This is a genomic window from Natrialba sp. PRR66, assembly GCF_034808065.1.
Classification (GTDB): Archaea; Halobacteriota; Halobacteria; order Halobacteriales; family Natrialbaceae; genus Natrialba; species Natrialba aegyptia.
Map to the genome: position 1 here is coordinate 521,553 of NZ_JAXHGN010000004.1, position 20,760 is coordinate 542,312.

The following is a 20,760-nucleotide window of genomic DNA, read 5'->3' on the forward strand; positions in this document are numbered from 1 at the left end:
TCGGTTCCGATACTCGTCCGTGAATCGAGCAACGCGCTTTAAATCTCAGTGACAGTTACCGGAATCGATCTCGCTCGGAACCGGGAGACTGTACCGGACGAGCGGCGTTCTTCGATTCGTATTGCCGCGGTCGCCCGTTTTTAGCCCGCGGAGGAATCCGACGAGCGATCGGTGCTTGGATTCCGATCGACCGTTCCGAAACGTTCGGAGTCGGATCAGTCATCCACGTACTCGACGTGGTCGGCCTGATCGCTGAGAGCCAACTCCTCGTCGGCGACACCGGTCTCGCGAATATCAGCCTCGATCTCCTCGAGGGTCCGCCCTTTCGTCTCCGGGACGAGCGCGTACACGAAAGCGAGTCCGGCCGCCGTGATACCCGCAAACACCGCGAATGCGACGGTGGGGCCGATCTCGAACAGCGACGGGAAAAACTGCGCGACGAGGAAGTTCGAGAACCAGAGGACCAACGTCGTGACGCCCATCGCCGCCCCGCGGATGTTGAGAGGGAATATCTCGGAGATAACCAGCCAAACAACCGATCCGAGACTAACCGCGTGGAATGCGACGAACAACATGAGGCTCGCGATCGTAACAGGGCCGATAACACCACCCATTCCGGGTAGAACGTACGCCACGGCGAGGACGGTCAACGAGGCGAACATCCCGACGAGGCCGACGAGCAACAGCGGCCGACGGCCGACCCGGTCGACCAGGAAAACCGCGGCGAGCGTCAGCAACACGTTGATCGAACCGATCCCGATCGTTCCGAAGAGGGAGGCGATATCGCTGTAGCCGGCCGACTCCAGTATTGTCGGCGCATAGTAGACCACCGCGTTGATTCCCGTTATCTGTTGCAAGACTGCAAGACCGAGTCCGACGATCAGGACCGGTCGGAGCCACGGTTGCAGGAGATCGCGAAAGCCGCCTTCATCGCGCTTCGACATATGTAGTATATCTTCCATCTCCGCATCGATGTTCGCCCCGTTTCTGATGCGGCTCAGGATGGATCGAGCCCGCTGCTCTCGATCCTGTTCGACGAGCCACCGGGGGCTTTCCGGCATGAAGACGATTCCACCGAACAGGACCATGGCAGGGACCATTCCGAGCCCGAGCATCAGACGCCACGAGAGCCCGGCACCGATGGCCATACTTGCGATGATCTGATTCGTAATGTAGGAGACAAGTATTCCACCTGTGATAGCCACGTTGTTGAGCGTCACGAGCGATCCCCGTATCTTCGCCGGTGCGATCTCCGAGATGTACAGCGGGCCGACGACGGAGGCGAATCCGATTCCGACTCCGTCGAGGAGTCGACCGAGAACCAAAACCTCGATCGAGGGCGCGACCGCCATGATGAACGACCCGACGAAGAACAGGACGGCACCGATCAGGATGAGCCGTCGCCGTCCGAGGAGGTCCGCGAGGCGACCGCCAAAAGCCGCTCCGAGGATCGCACCGACCATCGCACCACTGACGACGGTACCCTGTAGGAATGCGTTCGCCTCGAGTTGCGGGAACGTCTCGGACATGTACAGCAACGCGCCGGAGATAACGCCGGTATCGAACCCGAAGAGTAACCCGTTCAGCGCGGCGAGGGCGGACAGTATGATGACAAAGAGGCCGATATCCTCGTCTTCGGTCGGTAAGAGTCGTTGAATCGGATTCATTATACGAAATATTCACCAGTGAGATCTGTTGCCTTGCGACCAATTACCATAGATGCAGGACTACCGAATACTACGGATCTCATATCAGCAGATCACGTGGATCTCTCGAATAAACTCTTCGGTACTCCCCCTGAGTTGATCCAGACAGGTGAACCCGAAAACGATCGACCGACCAGTATGATCAAAACGGTGGTGAACGGCTGCTGCAGTAGTATCTGTTTGAGACATCCAAACACGGGATGGAGATACTGTGTCCGTGCTAGGCTCTGCTTGGAACTATGTCCACACCCCCAGTACAACTGAACGGGGCGTCAAGAGCGGTGAGGGTGACTTTCTGCGTTCGGTGCTGGATTACTGACGCTTCTCCTGCTCACGAACGAACGTGACTGGACAGGGAGCGTTCAGCAGCACGTTCTGTGCCCTGCTCCCGAAGATCGCTTTTCCGGTCGGTGACCGGTGGCGACCACCGATGACGATTCGATCGCTATCCCTCTCTGTTGCGATGTTTACAATGCCGTTTCCCTTCGTCCCGGTAGTGGCGCGGACCTCGTAGTCGATCAATACTCCCTCAAGTCGGTCAGTGATCGATTTGACAATGGTCATACGCGACGCTAACTCGTCGGGATCAATATATTCGTCCGCTGTTTCCGTAATGTTTTGGACGGTTTCCTCGTGAGAACCCGAGTCAAACATATAGACGACGATAACCGTGGCGTCAGCCGGCGGGGCGATCTCCTCGATGGCGCCAACGAGGTTGTTAACACGACTTTCATCGCTACCTCCGACGGCGAGGAGAACGGTTTCGAGTCCGACTGGGTCAAAGCTATCACTGTCCGCTGAGTCTCCGTTCATCACGGTGTATTCCTCCAAACCGGGACGTAAATACTTGACTGTGCACCGCCAACCATCTCACTGTGGCCCACGAAGAACGTCTCTTCGGGAAATTGACGCGGATCACGGTCGGCCATCAGTTTATCGATCGAATGAGACGACTGATTTCAGCGTTCCAGGCGAGTCAGTAAACGCCGCCTCGATCTCGTCAAGCCCATAGATGCCGGTTACGAGTTCGTCCAGCACTGATTCCGATACTGCGTCGAGCCACTCCGCAGCGGCCTCGAAATGCGGTTTGCGCGAATTGACGACGCCGAGCAAGGCCTTATTATTGACGACGAGCCCCGAGTGGAACTCTCCACAGTCGACGTTGAATGTGGCCGACTTGTCCGGGATTCCCTGCACGGTCGCGACACCGTTCGGCGCCAGCGCGTGGACCGCGTCGACAGCGTGTCTCGGGTAGCCGGTGGTCTCGAAGACGTAATCGGCAGGACCGTACTCGTCGGCGAAGTCGGCGACGGGCACTGCCCGTGAATCGACATATGTGCTCCCGACGGCTTCAATAAACTCGATCGTCGGGTCCGGGCGATCACGCCGTCCGAGGCAGTACGTCCGACTGAACTCGTCGCCGGTCTTGAGGCGGGCAAGCGCGAGCAGGCCGAGGTTTCCGTTCCCAAGCACAAACGCGCTCTCGGGTCGCCAATCGAAGGACGAACGCGCCGTAAACGCCTGCTCAAGCGATTTCTCAAGGAGGCTCACCGGTTCGACGAAGAACCCGTACTCGGCGCGGGAGTCGGGAACGGAGACGAGATATGTCGGATCGGTCGTGAAGTACTCTGCCATATATCCGTGCATGCCCATGATTCCGCGCTCGTGAAATGCCCCCGGTGGTGCCATGTCAAGTTCGCCACGCTCGGTGAACCGTGACTCCCGATCGGTCGGACGACGAACTAGGGGCGCGACAATCTCACCCTCTTCCAGTTCGGTACCGTTCGCGTCTTCAACGACGCCGACCGCTTCGTGGCCGATCACGAGATGGTCGTCACTGTCTGGAACGTCGCCGCCGATCTCGCCGGCCACAATTCTCCTGTCCGATCCGTCGATCCCGACCGCGAGCGTTCGGACCAGTACTTCTCCGTCCTTTGGAGACGGTTTTTCCGTCTCAATAACGCGCAGTTCCCGCTTTTCCGGGAAGAATGCGACAGCTTTCATTTCCACTCGAATGTCCTGGAGATCACATATATAGATTGTCCCGATAGCCGACAGAGCCGGGTTCGCCACGAACGGGATACAACGTTTAAGCAGATGAACAGACGGGTTACTCAGGATATGGAGATCCTCAAGATAGTGGATGACTCGGACCCACAACGGGATCTTCCACCTGAGATACCAGAGGGTGCCTCCATCGCGCCAAAGGAATCATCAGAGGAGGAACTGAGAGAAGCTCGAGACACACGCTTGGAAGAGAGCCTCAACCCGATTGAAGAAGCCGAAGCAGACACCGAAACAGAAGATAACGGGAGTACCAGTAGTTGGTAGCACGGTTCTTTATTCAGAGTTTCCCCTGAAACGTCTGCCCAATACAGAGTGCCAACTGATCAAGGAGGGAGTCATGGCCAGCCGTCAGGTAGCTCATCTTGATGGTCTTGCATCAATGTGATAAGGGGTTGAATTTCCTTGAAGCGTGATCCGCGTGTGATAGTATTTGTTTCACGTTCCCAGTTAATGAACTCTCCTTCAGCTATAGTAGTTTGCAGAAGTTCTACTCACACTTCGTCAGCAGCCGGGAGGAAACACCCGAAATTACTCTTCTTGAGATCTGCTGTGACCAAAGACTTCCAGTCGTTACTATAGCGGTGAGACGGTACAGCCCGAGAACTATCGGGAGCGATTGCTCGCGCGTGGTGGTGATCGTCCCATATTTGAGTGCGAACGGCGACGGGTGACTCTTGGGCATCCCGTGGACCACTTCCGCCATTCGCTCGTTCGGATCTGGGTCACCATAGTAGTCTGAAACAGTTTCGTCGAGTGCTAATCAGAGATCGGCAGGGAATAGGTCCTCATCAGCGTCTTGCAGCTCGGAAATGGTCGAACCAATGGACTGGTGGAACGCTTCGAGGATGTCTTCTTCCGAGTAGCGTTTGATAATGTCTCTGAACCGGCTTGAAGCAGTCCCTCCGCCGGTGTTTCGTTGGTACCGGCGCTGCCCTTTGTCCGCCGAAGCGTCTACCATCCCCATATAGAGCAACTGACAAAGGTGTTCGAAGTCACTTCGCCCACATTTCCAATACGGGAAGACAAGCTCACACGCTCGCTTCGAGGTGTGCTCTTTGATTACGTCTTGATCGATCCACGTCTCGCCGCCGCCGTCGGCTTCCCAGTCCGGATGATGAGTGATGTACCGACAGTGTGTTTCGTACTCATGACCACTCCGCACTACCTCATCTCCAAACTGAGAAAGGAAACGCCGAAGTTCGAAGTCGAACCGGTTCCGCTTTGCGTTCCCGGGTGTCGGGTGGCCAATTGCGTGTTCCATCCCGAGCATTTCCCGGAACCACGACCGCTCGGAGTTATTAGCGAACTCGCGGTGACTCATCCCGGTCGCTTGGATGAACAGCCACACGCGCATTGCCGTCTCAAAATCAAGAGTTCTTGACCGCACACGTTGGATTTGATCGTCGAACGCGTGATCTAGTAGTGGTATCTCCCCGAGCGACTGCTGAAAGTTCTGCCCCGATGCAAGACGTGAGTCTAAGTATTCGATGTACCGCCGAATGAGCGCGGGTACTTTGGACACGTACGGCTCCGGTATCTCGTCAGGGTCTGGGTAGGTAAAGTCCGAAAGCTCACGCTGAGCGCCGCCGAGATCACCATAGATTTCCTCGAAGGATTTCGACTGTGGCTCAGTCCAATTTCCGTCAGAAAACCCATCGTTATTGGACACGTTCACTAACTAGTATTTCAAGAAGTCCTAAAAGTGTGCCGAGCAGGTACTGTCTAGTTTAGTACCTCCGCTGGCGTTTGTCCGTTAAGTGACTGATACGGCCATTGCGTGTTATAGTAATGTACAAACTATTCAATCCACTCTCTGGCGCTCCTCCGACTGCCAACCCATGAGTTATGGAAGCGGTCAACTCTCATCTTCAAGGTGTGAAACCACTTTTCGATCAGGTTTCGCTCAACGTAGTCGAGCTGACCGCTCAGTCCTAACCGAGAGAGGGCAGTCAGATAGCCGTAGCCATCGACGAGAAACACCGTTTCAGAGAGATCGTGTTTCTCGGTCAATCGATGCAGGAACGCAGCAGTTGGATCGGTGCCTCGGCGTCCGAACATTGCGACATCGAGAATCAGCCGTGAGTCTAGGTCTATTGCAGCGTATACCCAAGACCAGTCACCGTTTATCTTGACAGCGGTTTCATCAATAGCGACCCGCGACGGCTGCGCCGTCGGCGGGTCTGGCACGCTGTCAGCCAGCCGATGTACTCAATACCAGATTGTTTGATGAGAGCGATCTACGCCGATCAAGCGAAGAATTGATTGTGTCTCTCGAAGCGAACAACCGGTCTGATGGAGGTGAACGGCGAACACCCTGACGGGCGTCGCCGTCCGCTTGTTCTCCCAAGATTCTTCTAAATCCGCGTCGTAGCTCTCGCTGAGCAGGTCTGTGAGCATTAGTCCAAATTAACTTGACGACCTGCTCGCTTCTCAAACTTCCTCAACTAGACAGTGACACTCCTCTTTTATACTCAGACAAGTATTATGTACTCATGCTAAACAGAGAGACAAAAAACGTGTCCAACTACAGTGGAAAGACACCGTGGCACCTGTGGGTTGTGGCAGTGTTTTTTCTTCTGCTGAATGCAGTCGGATTATATGATTACATCATGATACTTGAGCTCAACGAAGCATACTTCAATGCGCAAAACTGGGGGGATGCTCATCTCGCCTATTTCACCGATTATCCGCTGCTGCCACGGATATTCTGGACGACCGGTATTGTAAGTGGTGTGGTCGCCCCCATTTTGCTTCTGCTGCGAATTCGTTGGACGGTTTGGCTTGCATTTATTTCTGCCACCACCCGAGCTTGTCTGGCTGTTATCACGTTCGGATTTATGAACCGCTGGGACGTGTTTGGACCGTGGTTATCACTTTTCGATATATCAATCCTTTTAATGACGGTCGGATTCTATCTCTATTGCCGACGAATGGCAGCTCGTGGTGTGTTGCGATAGACTTCCTACCTGAATTGGACGATGTGATTTGTAGTGCCTGTCGTGGATATGAAGAATTCGCTGTTTCTTGCTTTAACGCTCTATATTTGCCGGTAGAAGTCGGTAATACCTAGTGATTCACCAGAGCCTGCGTCTTCTGCCTTCTCGAGAGTTCCGTTCACTACCGACATCGCCCGCCGATCGTCTACGTCGCTTTCTCCACTAGAATCGGCCAACTGTCCAATACTTGGATCGCTATCGACTCACTGACACTGATCAGAATCTATTCGAAGATCACATCCAGACGCTCGAAACCCTTATCGACTCACTCGAAAAATGAGTTCGAACTCGGTGCAATTGTTCTAAAGACGGCATGTCGCGAAGTCGGCGTCGATCCCATTAATTCGGGCCATAACTGGAGACGTCTGGGCGTGTGTTGGGTTTTATCTCACCTTCCAAACCGTCCAGCAGCTTTTTGGCGGAGAATGGGCTGCAAATGCGTTCGCTGTTAGTTCTCCTCAATGCTCAAGCAGGTCGTGCTCGGTATCGTTCCACTTTCACTCGCTATTCTGATTTCCGAAATCATTGTAGGCAAAGACACGGACTGGCGAGCGCATGGCCCTGAACCCGTCTCGGTCGAGGAGGGTCGATTTGGGTAAGAACTCGCCTAAATCCCCTCTTTCAGGGGAGTTACCTCGTGAAGCAAGTAGTTGCGAGCAGTGTGAGTGGTTCATCCCCGGCGCAGAGGGAGCCTCACAACAATGGTCGTTTTCATCGAGTTTTTTGCCGATAAGTCGTCAGAAAAGCGAATTCGAGAACTCTATTCGACCCGAACCTTTCCCGTTATTCGGAGGCCGAAATTGGTCAGCACTCCTCGTCGTCAGTCACCGTCAGCGTCCCGGTTTCGGTTTCGTCGTTCGCGGTGACGGTCCACTCGTGGTCACCGGGGCCGAGATCCCGGCTCATGACGCCAAAGTGGACGGTATCCGACTCGCCAGGCGCAAGTTCGGTTGGCGAAGCGGACAATAGCGGTTCGTCGAAAGGACCAATCTTGATTCTCCCCTCGACCGAGACGGATTCGTCGCCGCAGTTTGTCACCTCTATGTGGAAGTCGGCAGCGTCCTCGCTCGGATCGGCGACCTCTTCGTATGGGATCGACTCGGGTGCCGACACTGAGAGTTCGAGATCGCGCTCCCCCTCGGTGTCATCATCGTTAGACTCGCCAGCCACACTCGAAGCGAGTCCAAGTCCGCTCGAAAGTGCTGCGCCTGTCGCAAGTACCGTTCGGCGATGCCAGTTTGGCATACTATTGTCAACTCCGATAGACACCTTCCCTATCAGGTTATTATGAATTAGTTGCACCGGCTACAATTATTGCACGGTGAAACTATGAGCGCGCTTGGCTTTAAAACGTCTTTCTAGAATTATTTGTCAAGGTATATAGTTTAACCAGCTGAGGTCCGGAAACAACCACGTCGGTAAATCCGAGACGGAGAGGAGATGATCGAAACGGGCGAAAGAAACAGCGATGTCGTGCTGACCTCGCCTGCTGTGTCCACCATCGACGGCTATCGATAGGAGCAACTACCGTTCCGTTAGCTACCTGACCTGTACTGGGTAATCACTACCTTTCGTAGACCGGTTCCCAGTCTGTACCACATTCGCGCCCTGTATTCAGCACGAGCGTCGGGATTCCGCTCTGGTATTCGATTCGAACCCGATCGCCTGCCGCCTGTGCTTCTATCGTTCGACCGGTGAGCGTCAATTGCATCGCCTTGCCAACTACCCCAACCGCCGATAACGACACCATGAGTACAAATTCCGAGCAACCCGGACCGAACGTATCGACGACCAAGCACTGGCTAATGAACTCAAGTCGCTTCGCGAGCGAATCACCACGCTCGAAGCCAGCCTTGAACAGAAGGATGACCGCCTTGATCGTCTCGAGAACCGTGTCGAAGAACTCGAGGAGACACGGACGCCGATCGAGGCTCGACTGGACGGTCACAAGAAGAAACTCAACGCGAACAAAGATTGTGTCGGCGAGCTTCTGGCGCGTAAACTCGAGAAAGGAGCCCATCTGCTCGAGGAGAACATTGACGAGAGTGAGGTTGACATCGCCGATGGCCGTCTCGAGCGGACTAGCAAAGACGACAGCAGGCAGTACTTCCGACCCCCAGAGAATCTCGTTACTTGCCTGTCTGTCGCTCGATCGGTTGTCATCGGTCTATAACCACGACGGCTCAAGAGAGTTCACTGAAGACGTCAGGTGTCATGGGACTGGTAAACGAGACCAACGAGAAACTCCGGTGGGCGTACAATTCCTCGGAACTCGACGACGATCACTTGAACCGATTCACAAACCACGGCTTCCGAATCGACCACTCCGACCAACCGTTAATCTACAGGCGGAGCGTACGGCCTTCACCTCGGGGTCAAGTTCCAAGGTACTCGGTCTGCGCCGCCGATAGATAGTTCGTTCCGAGAGACACAAGTGATTACCGCCGAATTAGACGTTAAACGTTCTCACGGGGGGCTGTCTAGAATTGGGTAAGTCAGCTGTCTGACAGCGTTCCAGACCTGCCGACGTCCACGAGAGCAAAGCTCTCGTGCGGCCCATCAGAACGCGGAGCGTTCTGCGGACGGCGCAGCCGTCACGGGTCGCGGTTAATGAAGCCGCTGTCAAGATTAACGGCGTCCGGTCTTGTCTATATACCGCAATAGATCTCAAAACAACCTCATTCTTTACATAACGCTCTTTGGCATCGAGATACTGATCCAGCTGCTGCGTTTCTGTATGGACTCACCGAGAAACACGATCTCTCCGATTCTGAGTTTCTCGCCGATGGTGCTAGATACCTGACTGCCCTCCCGATTAGGATTGAGATGTCATCTCGATTATGTCGTCTGAAGCCTTATTGAAAAGTGGTCACACTCCCCCAAAATGAAGGTCGACCGCTTCTATAACTCCTGGGTCGGCAGTCGGGCGATCGCTATAGAATTGATTGAACAGTTTGTCCATTACTATAACACACAACGACCACACCAGTTACTCAACAAACAACTGTCAGCGGAGGTACTAAACTAGACAGTGCTATTGAGGCCATAATACGACTTCTTGAAGTCGGCAATGATGAAGTTCTCACGTGCTGAACTGTACCGGCAGCCGCTGGACACCATAGAGGAACGTACTCTCGACAGGTTGGAGTTTCGTCTCGGAAACATGCATTGTCTCGAAGCGATCGAATAGCGTCGAGAGAGCGACTCTGGCTTCGAGACGTGCCAAATGTGCCCCAAGACAGAAGTGAACGCCACTTCCAAAGGCGAGATGCTGATTCGGTGATCTGTCCGGAACGAACGTATCGGGATCGTCGAACTGGTCGCTATCATGGTTTGCCGAGCCGTTCCACACAACGATTCTGTCACCAGCTTCGATATCGTGACCATCGAGTTGTGTATCAATTGTTGCTACGCGTGAAACCGCCTGAATCGGCGATTGGTACCGTAGCACTTCTTCGACTGCGAGTTCAAGCGAGGCGACATCACGCACCGATTCGATTCCATCGGACAAATCGGCAAAGCATCGAATTGCGTTCGTGATGAGGTTTGTGGTTGTAATATTGCCAGCAATCAACAACAATGCGAGAAAGCCGAGTGTTTCACCTTCTGAGAGTGTAGAGCCTTCGACTTCAGCGTGAATGACATCACTGATGAGGTCATCGCGTGGTTCTGCCCGGCGCTGCTCGATCAGTTCCGTGAAGTATGTCGCCATTTCGGTTTGGGCCTGTAGCTGTTCCTCTTTGACGGTCTCTGCACTCACTGTGGCTGCTTCAGGACCCTCAACAATGGTATCGGACCACTGTTTGAACTGCTCACGATCTTCCGACGGTACTCCGATGAGTTCGGCGATTACAGTGACTGGAAGCGGCGTGGCGAGATCCGCGACGATGTCCATTTCATTGTCATCGACGACTGCATCGATGTATTCGTTGGTGATATCCCGGATATGAGGGGCGAGGTGCTTTACCGCACCCGGCTTGAACGGATCGTCGACAACCTTTCGTAACTCGTCGTGGCGCGGTGGGTCGGTATTGAGCATGGTTTCGAAAACCATTCCATCAGCTTCATCGTTGGCTTGGGCTGTGAGCGGCCGTTCCGAGGAAAACGTCTGCGGGTCATGGAGAACGTTGTAAACGTCGTCGTACCGGAACACGTCCCAGCACTTGCGGTCCTTGTCGTAGCGAATTGGCGTTTCCTCGCGCATCTCTTGATACCACGGGAACGGATTGAGGCGTGCTTCCCGCGTTGAGAGTGCGTTCGGCTGGGCCACTGGTCCTGCCTGTCCAGAAGTTGCCATATACCGTGTTCATTGAACACAGGTATAAGAGTTCTCGTAAACAATAGATAAATTCTATATCTATCTATTGTATCCATTTAGTATCTATTCAGGTGAATCTCGTCACTTGATGAACTCGAACTCACTAGAGAGGGTCAGTCTCGCCGTCTAATACGTGCTGGACGATTTCACGGAGTTTACAGGCTGGTCCGTTTTGCACGTCATGCTCGCAAACGAAACCGCGCCTTTTAAACCACTAACCCTGATCGCCCGTTGACTACTATCATAGAACCAGTACACGTAGTTACGGTTTCAGAATGATCTACCAGAAGACAGATAGTTTTGTTACAGTTCGATAGTGGGGTGTCTCGCCTGGCCGGTTGCACGCCAAGAGGCCCCGCATAGGCGCGTTCAATTCGGAAGTCGTCCATAGGGGCGTCCGAAACGGAACAGGCCGTCAAATGGAGGCAATCCTTTTGGTGGATTGCCACAGTTGGTGAACTGTAGGCTATTGCCTACACCAGCGGAAGAGTCGCTGACCGTGACATCGGCCAGCGTTATTCAGAATCCGATTCATCGTTCGGTGCGGCGATCGCGATGGCGGGAAGCACCAAGCCCAGTGCGTTCCCCTGTCCAACCAGGATCACTCCGCTCGTCGCGAGTGCCGCTCTTCTATTCACGAGCAGATTGTCGTGTGTATTGGGCGAGTTTTATCAGTAGATAATAGCACGGGCTCTTTATTCAGAGTATTCCCTGAAACGTTCAGCCGTGTCCGGTGGATGGTTGAGCGACTATTGACCACCTCTTCCGCATGAATGCGGAGGGATCGCACCTGCTATCCGTCGGTGACAAAGGATTTCTCGTGCCACATACCCACAGACTTATTGCGCTATATTGCGTTCTATTACATATGCCAATCAGCATCGACCGGTTCAGCGAAGAACCCGTGGACGCACTCGATCTCCAAGAAGGGACACACCCGTATCGGCTGCTGCAATTCCTCGCGGCCCACAGCAATCAGGCATTCACGCAGACAGAACTCCACGAAGCGACCGGCATCAAGCGCGGGAGTGTTGGCGCTGCACTTTCCCGTCTTGAGGATCGCGGTCTCGTTCGCCACCGTGGCCGATACTGGGCTATCGCTGAGGACGACCGTCTCGCCTCCTACGCTGCACAGACGAACGCCAGTTCCGCTTCGACGACTGACGACTACTACGGCGACGAGGAATGACAGACGTCTACGAGCGCGGCGCGGTCGTAAAAGGCCCCGATCTTCTCGCAGACCACGACTACCGGCCGTACGTCTGCCTGAGTGATCGCACACACCCCTTCCACGACGAGGAAGCACTCTATGCGGCGGCCACGACGACGCGACGAGCGGTTGCTATCCCGCTCTGACGATGACTTCGTCTCAGGCGGTCTACCGAGGGAGAGCTACGTTAATCCGTGGACAGTCGTCACGATTCGGAATGCCGATATGGAGCGTGAAGAGGGGCATCTCATCGAGGCGACGACAGAACAAATCGCTACCGAAGCTGCTGGATATCTCGGTGTCCGCTAAGAGTATTGTTTCCCATGGGTCAGTGCCTTACGAACCTCCGATCTCGATCAGAAGTCAGACTGAATAAAGAAACCGCGCTACCAACTACTGTTCTACAATCCCTGCATTCGCGGCTCTGTTGAAATCCGCAGTCGCTAACAGGATTAGAGTTGTCTGTTACGTATAAGATTTTACTCCTCACTATGAGAACCAACGTATAGATTAAAAATCCAATAGGCGATTACACTTACAACTATGGCACCGAAGATGCCAGCCAGCCAGTTTCCATTAACAACAAACTCACGTATACCTCCCATAGCGCCCCTAAAGGCTAATAGGATGAATAAGACAAGTGCTAATCGGCGAAAAGAAAAGCCAAGTTCCTTTCCTGAGTTCAGATTATCGGTATCCATGTTATAGAGTTTTCATCTATATCTCAATAGTTCTTTCCTGTTCAGTTCGCATACCTACATCCCGGCTGTTTCAGTAGTGGGTGTATCAAACCAAAGGATTTCAACAAAGCCAAATTAGCGGATTATCCGTTTCTCCGGCCAGGATCAGGCTCACAAACCCATCTAGATAGTAACAAGAATATGATCTTCAGACAGTATACACATATAATTCAGCTACGGAAATAAGTCAAATACAGGTTCGTTGATGACTCATACGAGATGAACGACCTCACTGGCTTCCAGCGAGATCTGCTGTACGTGATTGCAGGTGCCGACCAGCCATCCGGTCAGGACGTGAAAGAAGAAATCGAGGGGTATTACAGCGCTGAGATCAACCATGGTCGACTCTACCCAAACCTTGATACACTCGTCAACAAGGAGTTGGTCGAAAAGGGGCAACTCGATCGCCGCACGAACTACTACGCTATCACCGATGCAGGATCAGATGAGATTGAGGACCGACGAGACTGGGAGAGCCAATATGTAGAGATGTGAACTGACCCCAATTCAGCTGCAGAACACATTCCCGTATTCCTGCGTTTTTGTCGAAGAGAAGCCTTATTACGGAAGAATAGCGTCATCAGAGTATGTCGGCTGAGACTGGCGATGTCCTTCCAAATCTCATTACGATCGTTGGCAGAGGCGTTCCATCGAACTACGAAATCACTGTCGACGGTGAACTCGAACTCGTGGGAGCCGACCCACTCGAGGAAGCAACCGTTGTCACCGACCACTCCGCAGAGGGTGCAGTCGATATCGGTGTAATGCGGTTCCGATTCTCTGGCCAGACAGCAAACGTGCACGTCGTTGACTGGAACGGTGTCGCCGCGCCAGACTCACCGAGCACACCAGAGGTCCACATTGATTACGGCGATTTGGCCGATAACTGATTCTCGGCCAAGTGTAGCAGTGGTCGCGCCGCCTTGTGCGGGCGCTGGCAAGTGATTGGGTCGATAGCTAGAGGCAGTGCAGAAGTCTCATGTTATTCTCGATGCATTTATGGGACAGTCAGTGAACGCAGGATTCATCACTCCAACTGGGCGAGCAATTGGGTAACGTACGGACTAGTATCCCAACTTCGATGGGGACTAATCGTTGTGATGAGTGCTCGTGCCTTCTCGGTAGTCATGTGATCGTTCCGAGCGTAATCACAGATGAGTCGCGGTGTTGGTACAATACGAGGGCCGCGAAGGGCTGCGTGAACGAGCGCGAAGTTCGTTCCCGAATCTGCTGGGCCGCCCGCGGCCCGATAAATCACGTAGAAGAAGATTGCAACCGAGATTAGGTTGACGGCATGCTGGACGTTTTTATTCGTAAACAAAAAGCGGATTACCCGATTCTGGGGAGAGTGATTCCACTGCCTGAAGCATGTTGGCCCGCAGAATCGTCACTTGACCCTTGATTCTCTATCGTCATTAGTGGCTTTTGTTCCCCCTCCTTGGCTCTGGCAAATCGACAGACGGCGTCGAGTTGATCCGTTACAACTAGGGAGTTGAAGCGGGAAACGGCGGATGCTCTATGTCCAAAATTTCCCGCTTCACTGGGAAGGTAGTGACGTTGGCTAAAAGTGCTGTTGGTGGTCGAGGTGAATCCGCCACCCTGCGGGGCGGCGGATTCGCCGACTACGCCGTTGTTTCGATTGCCTGCGGATTTACTTGGAGAAATCCTACCGTGAAGCGCTCGATTTGTTGAGCGAGATGCCACAAATACTGGCGGAGATCGGCCTTGAGAAAGCCGATCTCCTTGATCACTCGACGCTAGTAAAGGCGTTTGATAGGATCAAGATAGCGGTCTGGCGAGTGCTGCTTCGCCTGTCGGCGCAGCTGCACAAGCCATCCGGTCATGCAGCGATGGACGCGACGTTTTTCGACCGCGAGAACGCCAGCAAACACTATTGCCGCCGCACGAATTACCGTGTTCAGACGCTCAAAACTACCGCCCTCGTCGATACTGAGTCACAGGCTGTCCTCGACGTTCACTGTACAACCGAGAAACGTCACGACACCCAACTCGGCTGGCAACTCGCCCGCCGCAATGCGGGTGAGTTGCACAGCCTCGCTGCCGACAAAGGCTACGACTGGCAGCGATTACGTGATAAACTCCGAGAAAAAGATGTGAGACCGTTGATCAAGCATCGAGAGTTCCGTCCCATCGATCACGCGCATAACGCGCGGATTGATGGGACTCTCTACGGCCAGAGGGCACTGTCTGAGACCGTCTTCTCCGTGATCAAGCGCACGCTCGGCGACGCCGTGCGTGCGCGAAGCTAGTATCGAGAGTTCCGTGAACTTGTCCTGATGTGTGCCGTCTACAACATCAAGCGTGCTGTGAGCTAGGCAAATCCAATGCTGTATGGCGATTCACCACGACCCCCTCCTTCTAATGCTGTTCTGGTCCGATAGGCGAAAATAGGATTTAATCAGAAAACGAGAAGGAGCGCCGATAACCCTTGGTAGACCAAGATCGGCTCGCTGAAGGAACTGCGCGTTGATCACAACCATTTTCGTCAAAACGACATCAATACAGCACCGGCTGCTGGTGAGAGCAAGTTGCTAATCGACGTGAGTTCGCCCGCTGCCAGCGGAATCGCGAATATATTGTATCCTGCCACCTAGACGAAATTTCCCCGCATCTTCGGGTAGCTCTTCCGACTGAGCGTGATCAGCCGGACCATATCGGTCGGGTTGTTCTGGACGAGGATCACATCAGCGAACTCAAGGGCGACGTCGGTGCTGCTACCGATGGCGACAACGAATGCTCTACGCGAAGCAAATTTGGTCGCTGTACACCAAGGCTATGTAATGCGTGAATTCATCTTCACTATCGAATATAATCGGGGCTCAGATCCGGTAATGGATGTATTCATCGAGCATTCGAGCGTTCAGGCCCAAACGATCGCCTGTCATGTATCCGCGAATGGATTATGGCGGCTTGATCGAATTGTTGGTCCTGCCCAAGCACTCACACAGCTAGATGATGTGTTCTTGGATTCGACTCACTGTAACGAGTGTATTGGCCACCGACAGTGCCATACAAACTGGGAGCACGAACTCCTCATCGAGAAGCCAACGTGCAGACTGGTCTATACGTATAGTCCAGCCGCGAGCGATTGTTGGTCGATTCCGCATCTTGCGAACTGTTACCTCGGTGAGGGGCTAATCTGTGATGCAGCACGGCATGAAAACCAGTATGAGTGGCGATTGCTCATGCATGACGAAGCCCCTGCCGGTGATCTCTACGAAGTCCTGCAAGACGAACTTCGAGATGGGCTCAAACTTGGTTTTCAGCAAGTTGGGCAACCAACCTATTGGACTGATGAAGCAGCGACGATCGCTGATCTACCATATGAGCAGCGAGCCGCCATCGAAGCGGCTCTCGAAAATGGCTATTATCAAACCCCACGTAGTATCTCGCTCACCGATTTGGCGACAGAAATGGATCTTCCTATGTCCACACTTCAGTATCGACTCCAACAAGCCGAAGCGTGGATCATCCAGAATTTCGCGACCCAGCCACTTGCACGTCAAACATAGATACGAGAACTTGCGGTCAGTGAGAAACTGATAGGGCTATAAAAGGCAGTCCATTCGAAATTCGGTGAGGACCGAATCAGAATCTATTATCCATCCTCTCAATCGATTCTGTGTGAACAATCCAATACCATTATCGTCACGAACGGATTTCTTGGCGGGGGCGCAAGCAATCACACCGATCGCACTTGGTGTCATTCCATTTGGATTAATTGCGGGTGTAGCCATGGTTAACGCTGGTATCCCCCCGCATCACGCAATCGCGATGACGATAGTTAGTTTCACCGGCGCAGCACAGCTCGCGGCGATCGACCTGATCAACCGAACAGCTCCCATTGCAGTCGTCATCCTAACAGCAGTCATCATCAATCTTCGGTTCACGATGTACAGTGCCTCTCTGGCTCCATACTTTCAACAATTTGATTCAACAATGAAGTGGATCGGCGCGTATTTACTCACCGATGAAGCGTACGCTGTCTCGATTACCAAATTTCGCGGCACGGAATGGAACAGACAGAGTCAAAAATGGTTCTACTTTGGTGCGGCCATATCATTTTGGGCAACGTGGCAGATCAGCGCTGCTGCTGGCGTACTACTGGGTTCAAGTATTCCGGCAGGATTTTCACTAGAATTCGCTGTGCCACTAACCTTTATTGCACTTTTGTTTCCGGCACTTGATGACCGACCGACGGAATTTGCTGCACTTGTTTCCGGCAGTGCAAGTGTCTTGACTGCAATCCTCCCGTTAAATCTCGGTCTCGTGACAGCGGCGCTCATAGGTGTCGCTGTTGGCGTATCATACGAATTCCGTCGAGGAATGTTTCCAGTGACCACCCACGTATCAACTACGGAGGCAGACGTATCCGAAGGTTGTGATGCAGCATGATGACTGAGTACGAGATATCGACCCTTTGGCTGATCTTCATTGTCATCGGAATTGGGACGTATGCGCTTCGACTCTCGTTCATTCTCTTCCTGGGCCGATTGGGAGAGGTGCCACCGTACTTTAGTGGTCTCCTTCGGTTCGTCCCTGCAACAATACTTGCAGCATTAGTCGCTCCTACACTCATTGTGCTAACGGCCGAACCCACTATCAGTTTCGAAGCTGATCGAGCAAAACTAGTTGCAGGGGCGATAGCGGCATTCGTCGCATGGCGGACTGAGAACGTACTCGCGACAATTGGTGTTGGAATGGGAGTACTCTGGGGTCTACAAGCGATATTCTGAGTTTCTCGCTCCACGAGTAAGACTAACACCTCCGCTCGAAAACGTTGTCCAAGAGGAAGTGCTTACCATTAAGACAGTCATCGAGAGGTCGGTCTCTATTCTCCTTGCTGAATTCCTCCAGCCTCTGTGATGAATCGCTTGATTATCCGTCCCTCTGCCCGGTGTAACACTCCACTTGCAGCCGAGGAGTTGATCTCGAATATTTGTGCTAACTCCGTGAGTGTACACCGACGAGGACTGTCATAGTACCCCCGCTCGACTGCCTCGATGACAAACTCCCACTGGCGCTCCGTCAGTACCTCGCTCGGGTCGGGTGATTGTGTTACCGACTGGATCGTGACTGGGATCTCTGCTGCCGCCAATCTGTCGGTATATTCTGATAATCGCTCGTGTGATGCCGTCATTTCGGCGAACAACCACCCATCTTCCATTCGTACAGGAAATTGTGGCAAGTTCCCTGTCCTCCGCAGGGCGCGATATGGTTCTGCCTCTGGAAACAGATACTGAATCAGAACTATCTGCTCGTCGTTATACACTACCTCGTGTGAGACCATCCTCGGTGCCTCATCAAACTGCTGGACGATCCCGTTTCTATTTGCTGTCGCTATTTCCACTAGTCCAAGCAAACCATCATCCGTAAGATGACTCGCCAGCACAGTAAACTGGGTATCGGGGAACTTGCTTGAGATCTTCGCCAGTGGATCTGCGGACGCTGTCGCATCGAATTGCAATTGAATGGTTGGCATTGTACTCAGTACTTGCTGGGTGTGTATAAATGGGTGAATATACTCACGATAGAATTCACCGTAATATCGCGATTTTCACACATCACGATGAGATGGTCTATTTCGGAAAACACAGTTAGAGGAGGATTCCCCGTTCACAACGAACCCACAATTGAGAATACACGAGGAGCAGCACAGTGATGTCAAAGAAGAATACAAATAGTCGACTGGTAATCGGGACGCTGCTCGTCGCGAGTACGCTCACTATTATGGTTGATACAGCCCTTTCGCCAGCACTGCCAGCGATCCAGGACCATTTCGTCGACGTCGAAAACGCTGCCTTCTGGATTCGACTCGTCTACGTGTTTCCATCATTGTTTGTTGCGATCGGGGCGCCGATTCTTGGCGCACTCATCGACCGAATTGGCCGCAAACCCGTCCTGGGCATGAGTACGACTCTGTACGGCATCAGTGGTGGTGCTGGGTTCATCTTAAACACGATTCCGACACTGCTTGTGTCTCGTGCATTGCTCGGACTCGGTGCTGCCGGGGTGTTTGTCGCAGCGACAACGCTCATTGCTGATTATTTCCCCGATAAAGACCGTCGGGACACCGTTTTCGGCTGGCAATCCGGAACCAGCATCTTCGGTGGCTCTCTGTTCTTTTTGTTCGGTGGTGTGCTAGCAAGCATCAACTGGCGCACTCCATTTTTACTGTACTCCACTGCACTCGCGCTAGTCCCGTTGATTGCAGCCGTGCTATACGAACCCGACCCGGGAGATCATCACACCGGACATCGTGGAGATGATGACTCGATTCGACAACCCCTTCGACGGTTGCCACTCGGAAAGATTATGCTGATCTATCTGATTGCCCTCATCGGGATGATCGTCTTCTTTACATTGCCAATCGAGATACCGTTCTACCTCAATCACGTATTGGGAGCGGGAAATCTTCTCGTTGCACTTGTACTCGCTGCAGAAGCGTTGTTTTCGGGCCTGATCTCGGTTCAGTACTCTCGTCTTCGCTCGCGACTCAATGTCAGTTCGATCGTCGCGCTCATGTTCGGGCTTATGGGTGCTGGCTTCGTTATCATTAGTCTGGGCCAGACGATTTGGGGTATTATGGGTGGGTTGTTTGTAAGTGGGGCTGGGATCGGTCTTCTGCAGCCGAACCTGAACGCGTGGATTGCGTCAGATATTCCGGAAGACGTACGCGGGCGTGCAGTTGGATGTTTGACAAGTTCAATCTTCCTTGGTCAGTTTCTATCTCCGTTTGTGAGTTCACCGCTGAGCGCGTGGCTGGGTCTCCGACTAACGTTCCAAGTTGGTGGCATATTGATGATCGGTCTTGGTGCTGTTTTCCTACTCTTTTCTTGGCAGGATTGGGTGACGAGCCAGCCTGCAAACCGATCTCCGTCTGATTGAATAGGAGTTAGACTCTGTCACTAACGTAGTTCGATTATCTCTTTTTACTAACGTCACTTACATCAATGCGGTGACTGTTTTGTTAGATGTGCCGAATAGAGGCGCTGAAAACTGCTTTACAACAGAATCGCTTGACTAGAAGCTCCTCAATATAATTTATGTAGATATTTGTTCTGATTTCCTTCTAGTCACTTCTACACCCGTATCCATCATAAATTGTTTAACAATTCTGCTTTCAGCCCGATGGAGTATCCCGCTTGCTGCTGAGGAGTTGATGTCGAATATCTCAGCGAGTTCAGTAAGCGTACAATCACGAGGACTGTCGTAGTATCCATACTTGATTGCTTCACTAATAAACTCCTGCTGACGTTCAGTAAGCAACTGAGTCGAATCGTATGATTGTTCCAAGGATAGAATCTGATAGGGGATGTCAGCTGCCGCTAACTTGTCTAGAAACCTGGATAGTTGTTGGTGGGTGGCCATCGTCTCCGTGGCGATCCACCCATTTCGGAGGATCATCGGAAAATGGAGGAGATTATCTGAAGCACGGGTCACATGATATGATTCTGGTACTGGAATCACATACTGAATCAGGAGACGTTGTTGGTCTGCATGTAGTATCTCGTACGAATTTACGGCAGATGCTTGCTCGAAGCGTCCAACGATCGCGTCAGTTTCTGACGTCATTACTTCGACAACCCCATATAAATTTTCGCCTATACAATTGGTTGTTTGTACCCTGAATTCTGCGTCAGAGAATTTGACAGATAGTTTGGCGAGCCAGCTGTCTGTGGCTGACTGATTGATTTTCATC

At 52.8% G+C, this 20,760-nt stretch carries 18 protein-coding genes and 7 pseudogenes; 13 read left to right on the top strand and 12 right to left on the bottom strand.

Features of this window, described 5'->3' with window-relative positions:
• Positions 1–215: 215 nt before the first annotated feature.
• The 3 genes from SM755_RS16410 to SM755_RS16420 form a co-directional block, all read right to left on the bottom strand.
• Positions 216–1,667, bottom strand: a complete 1,452-nt coding sequence (locus tag SM755_RS16410; protein WP_323173610.1) for a sugar porter family MFS transporter — start codon at positions 1,665–1,667, stop codon at positions 216–218.
• A gap of 351 nt (positions 1,668–2,018) precedes the next feature.
• Positions 2,019–2,519 carry a universal stress protein gene (locus SM755_RS16415; protein WP_323173611.1) on the bottom strand — a complete coding sequence of 167 codons (501 nt, stop codon included), beginning with the start codon at positions 2,517–2,519 and terminating at the stop codon, positions 2,019–2,021.
• A gap of 120 nt (positions 2,520–2,639) precedes the next feature.
• Positions 2,640–3,710 (bottom strand): glucose 1-dehydrogenase, encoded by a 1,071-nt coding sequence (locus SM755_RS16420; protein WP_323173612.1) that lies wholly within the window; start codon positions 3,708–3,710, stop codon positions 2,640–2,642.
• 117 nt (positions 3,711–3,827) lie between these two features.
• Here SM755_RS16420 and SM755_RS16425 point away from each other — a divergent pair, with 117 nt between their 5' ends.
• Positions 3,828–4,037 carry a hypothetical protein gene (locus SM755_RS16425; protein WP_323173613.1) on the top strand — a complete coding sequence of 70 codons (210 nt, stop codon included), beginning with the start codon at positions 3,828–3,830 and terminating at the stop codon, positions 4,035–4,037.
• 496 nt (positions 4,038–4,533) lie between these two features.
• Here the strand turns inward: SM755_RS16425 and SM755_RS16430 are convergent, their stop codons facing one another.
• Together SM755_RS16430 and SM755_RS16435 are read right to left on the bottom strand one after the other, a co-directional pair.
• Positions 4,534–5,442, bottom strand: a complete 909-nt coding sequence (locus tag SM755_RS16430; protein ID WP_323173614.1) for a hypothetical protein — start codon at positions 5,440–5,442, stop codon at positions 4,534–4,536.
• Between the two features lie 53 nt (positions 5,443–5,495).
• A pseudogene (locus tag SM755_RS16435) lies at positions 5,496–6,170 on the bottom strand (IS6 family transposase).
• Between the two features lie 119 nt (positions 6,171–6,289).
• On the opposite strand from SM755_RS16435, the gene SM755_RS16440 reads away from it, so the two are divergent.
• Entirely contained in the window at positions 6,290–6,730 is a 441-nt protein-coding gene (locus tag SM755_RS16440; RefSeq protein WP_323173615.1) for a hypothetical protein, read from the top strand.
• Positions 6,731–7,573: 843 nt separating this feature from the next.
• Here SM755_RS16440 and SM755_RS16445 read toward each other — a convergent pair.
• Positions 7,574–7,939, bottom strand: a complete 366-nt coding sequence (locus tag SM755_RS16445) for a hypothetical protein (RefSeq protein ID WP_323173616.1) — start codon at positions 7,937–7,939, stop codon at positions 7,574–7,576.
• Between the two features lie 578 nt (positions 7,940–8,517).
• Here SM755_RS16445 and SM755_RS16450 point away from each other — a divergent pair.
• Positions 8,518–8,891: pseudogene (locus tag SM755_RS16450) on the top strand (hypothetical protein); the annotation flags it as partial.
• 285 nt (positions 8,892–9,176) lie between these two features.
• Positions 9,177–9,797, top strand: a pseudogene (locus SM755_RS16455) (DDE-type integrase/transposase/recombinase).
• A 54-nt stretch (positions 9,798–9,851) separates the two neighbouring features.
• On the opposite strand, the gene SM755_RS16460 reads toward SM755_RS16455, so the two are convergent.
• A complete protein-coding gene (locus tag SM755_RS16460) occupies positions 9,852–11,066 on the bottom strand; it encodes a cytochrome P450 (protein WP_323173617.1) in 1,215 nt (404 codons plus the stop codon).
• A gap of 889 nt (positions 11,067–11,955) precedes the next feature.
• On the opposite strand from SM755_RS16460, the gene SM755_RS16465 reads away from it, so the two are divergent.
• Together SM755_RS16465 and SM755_RS24500 are read left to right on the top strand one after the other, a co-directional pair.
• Complete coding sequence (locus SM755_RS16465; protein WP_323173618.1) at positions 11,956–12,276, top strand: helix-turn-helix domain-containing protein; 321 nt, start codon at positions 11,956–11,958, stop codon at positions 12,274–12,276.
• A pseudogene (locus tag SM755_RS24500) lies at positions 12,273–12,606 on the top strand (hypothetical protein). Before SM755_RS16465 ends, SM755_RS24500 begins: the two are co-directional and overlap by 4 nt.
• Before the next feature lie 170 nt (positions 12,607–12,776).
• On the opposite strand, the gene SM755_RS16475 reads toward SM755_RS24500, so the two are convergent.
• The gene (locus SM755_RS16475) at positions 12,777–12,998 is read right to left on the bottom strand and encodes a hypothetical protein (RefSeq protein ID WP_323173620.1); all 222 of its coding nucleotides are present in this window, start codon (positions 12,996–12,998) and stop codon (positions 12,777–12,779) included.
• Between the two features lie 258 nt (positions 12,999–13,256).
• Between SM755_RS16475 and SM755_RS16480 the strand changes: the two genes are divergently transcribed.
• Positions 13,257–13,532 carry a helix-turn-helix transcriptional regulator gene (locus SM755_RS16480; protein ID WP_323173621.1) on the top strand — a complete coding sequence of 92 codons (276 nt, stop codon included), beginning with the start codon at positions 13,257–13,259 and terminating at the stop codon, positions 13,530–13,532.
• Between the two features lie 92 nt (positions 13,533–13,624).
• Entirely contained in the window at positions 13,625–13,927 is a 303-nt protein-coding gene (locus tag SM755_RS16485) for a hypothetical protein (RefSeq protein WP_323173622.1), read from the top strand.
• A gap of 137 nt (positions 13,928–14,064) precedes the next feature.
• On the opposite strand, the pseudogene SM755_RS16490 reads toward SM755_RS16485, so the two are convergent.
• Positions 14,065–14,259 (bottom strand): annotated as a pseudogene (locus SM755_RS16490) (hypothetical protein); the annotation flags it as partial.
• A gap of 296 nt (positions 14,260–14,555) precedes the next feature.
• Between SM755_RS16490 and SM755_RS16495 the strand changes: the two are divergent.
• Positions 14,556–15,373, top strand: a pseudogene (locus SM755_RS16495) (IS5 family transposase).
• 24 nt (positions 15,374–15,397) lie between these two features.
• Here SM755_RS16495 and SM755_RS16500 read toward each other — a convergent pair.
• Positions 15,398–15,786 (bottom strand): annotated as a pseudogene (locus tag SM755_RS16500) (hypothetical protein); the annotation flags it as partial.
• 52 nt (positions 15,787–15,838) lie between these two features.
• Between SM755_RS16500 and SM755_RS16505 the strand changes: the two are divergent.
• From SM755_RS16505 to SM755_RS16515, 3 genes are all read left to right on the top strand, one after another.
• Complete coding sequence (locus SM755_RS16505; protein WP_323173623.1) at positions 15,839–16,570, top strand: helix-turn-helix domain-containing protein; 732 nt, start codon at positions 15,839–15,841, stop codon at positions 16,568–16,570.
• A gap of 112 nt (positions 16,571–16,682) precedes the next feature.
• Positions 16,683–17,453, top strand: coding sequence for an AzlC family ABC transporter permease (locus SM755_RS16510; RefSeq protein ID WP_323173624.1), 771 nt, complete (start codon positions 16,683–16,685; stop codon positions 17,451–17,453).
• Entirely contained in the window at positions 17,450–17,794 is a 345-nt protein-coding gene (locus SM755_RS16515) for an AzlD domain-containing protein (protein ID WP_323173625.1), read from the top strand. Before SM755_RS16510 ends, SM755_RS16515 begins: the two co-directional genes overlap by 4 nt.
• Before the next feature lie 95 nt (positions 17,795–17,889).
• On the opposite strand, the gene SM755_RS16520 is transcribed toward SM755_RS16515, so the two are convergent.
• The gene (locus SM755_RS16520; RefSeq protein WP_323173626.1) at positions 17,890–18,540 is read right to left on the bottom strand and encodes a helix-turn-helix domain-containing protein; all 651 of its coding nucleotides are present in this window, start codon (positions 18,538–18,540) and stop codon (positions 17,890–17,892) included.
• A gap of 179 nt (positions 18,541–18,719) precedes the next feature.
• Between SM755_RS16520 and SM755_RS16525 the strand changes: the two genes are divergently transcribed.
• A complete protein-coding gene (locus SM755_RS16525) occupies positions 18,720–19,946 on the top strand; it encodes an MFS transporter (RefSeq protein ID WP_323173627.1) in 1,227 nt (408 codons plus the stop codon).
• 156 nt (positions 19,947–20,102) lie between these two features.
• On the opposite strand, the gene SM755_RS16530 is transcribed toward SM755_RS16525, so the two are convergent.
• Positions 20,103–20,759 carry a helix-turn-helix domain-containing protein gene (locus SM755_RS16530; RefSeq protein WP_323173628.1) on the bottom strand — a complete coding sequence of 219 codons (657 nt, stop codon included), beginning with the start codon at positions 20,757–20,759 and terminating at the stop codon, positions 20,103–20,105.
• Between the last annotated feature and the right edge of the window lies 1 nt (position 20,760).

Bases quoted from the DNA above. Each gene is read 5' to 3' on its own strand.
- SM755_RS16475 (WP_323173620.1), bottom strand. From the start codon at position 12,998: ATGGATACCGATAATCTGAACTCAGGAAAGGAACTTGGCTTTTCTTTT.
- SM755_RS16530 (WP_323173628.1), bottom strand. From the start codon at position 20,759: ATGAAAATCAATCAGTCAGCCACAGACAGCTGGCTCGCCAAACTATCT.
- SM755_RS16460 (WP_323173617.1), bottom strand. From the start codon at position 11,066: ATGGCAACTTCTGGACAGGCAGGACCAGTGGCCCAGCCGAACGCACTC.
- SM755_RS16505 (WP_323173623.1), top strand. From the start codon at position 15,839: ATGCGTGAATTCATCTTCACTATCGAATATAATCGGGGCTCAGATCCG.
- SM755_RS16525 (WP_323173627.1), top strand. From the start codon at position 18,720: ATGTCAAAGAAGAATACAAATAGTCGACTGGTAATCGGGACGCTGCTC.
- SM755_RS16520 (WP_323173626.1), bottom strand. From the start codon at position 18,540: ATGCCAACCATTCAATTGCAATTCGATGCGACAGCGTCCGCAGATCCA.
- SM755_RS16515 (WP_323173625.1), top strand. From the start codon at position 17,450: ATGATGACTGAGTACGAGATATCGACCCTTTGGCTGATCTTCATTGTC.
- SM755_RS16465 (WP_323173618.1), top strand. From the start codon at position 11,956: ATGCCAATCAGCATCGACCGGTTCAGCGAAGAACCCGTGGACGCACTC.
- SM755_RS16480 (WP_323173621.1), top strand. From the start codon at position 13,257: ATGAACGACCTCACTGGCTTCCAGCGAGATCTGCTGTACGTGATTGCA.
- SM755_RS16425 (WP_323173613.1), top strand. From the start codon at position 3,828: ATGGAGATCCTCAAGATAGTGGATGACTCGGACCCACAACGGGATCTT.
- SM755_RS16485 (WP_323173622.1), top strand. From the start codon at position 13,625: ATGTCGGCTGAGACTGGCGATGTCCTTCCAAATCTCATTACGATCGTT.
- SM755_RS16410 (WP_323173610.1), bottom strand. From the start codon at position 1,667: ATGAATCCGATTCAACGACTCTTACCGACCGAAGACGAGGATATCGGC.
- SM755_RS16420 (WP_323173612.1), bottom strand. From the start codon at position 3,710: ATGAAAGCTGTCGCATTCTTCCCGGAAAAGCGGGAACTGCGCGTTATT.
- SM755_RS16415 (WP_323173611.1), bottom strand. From the start codon at position 2,519: ATGAACGGAGACTCAGCGGACAGTGATAGCTTTGACCCAGTCGGACTC.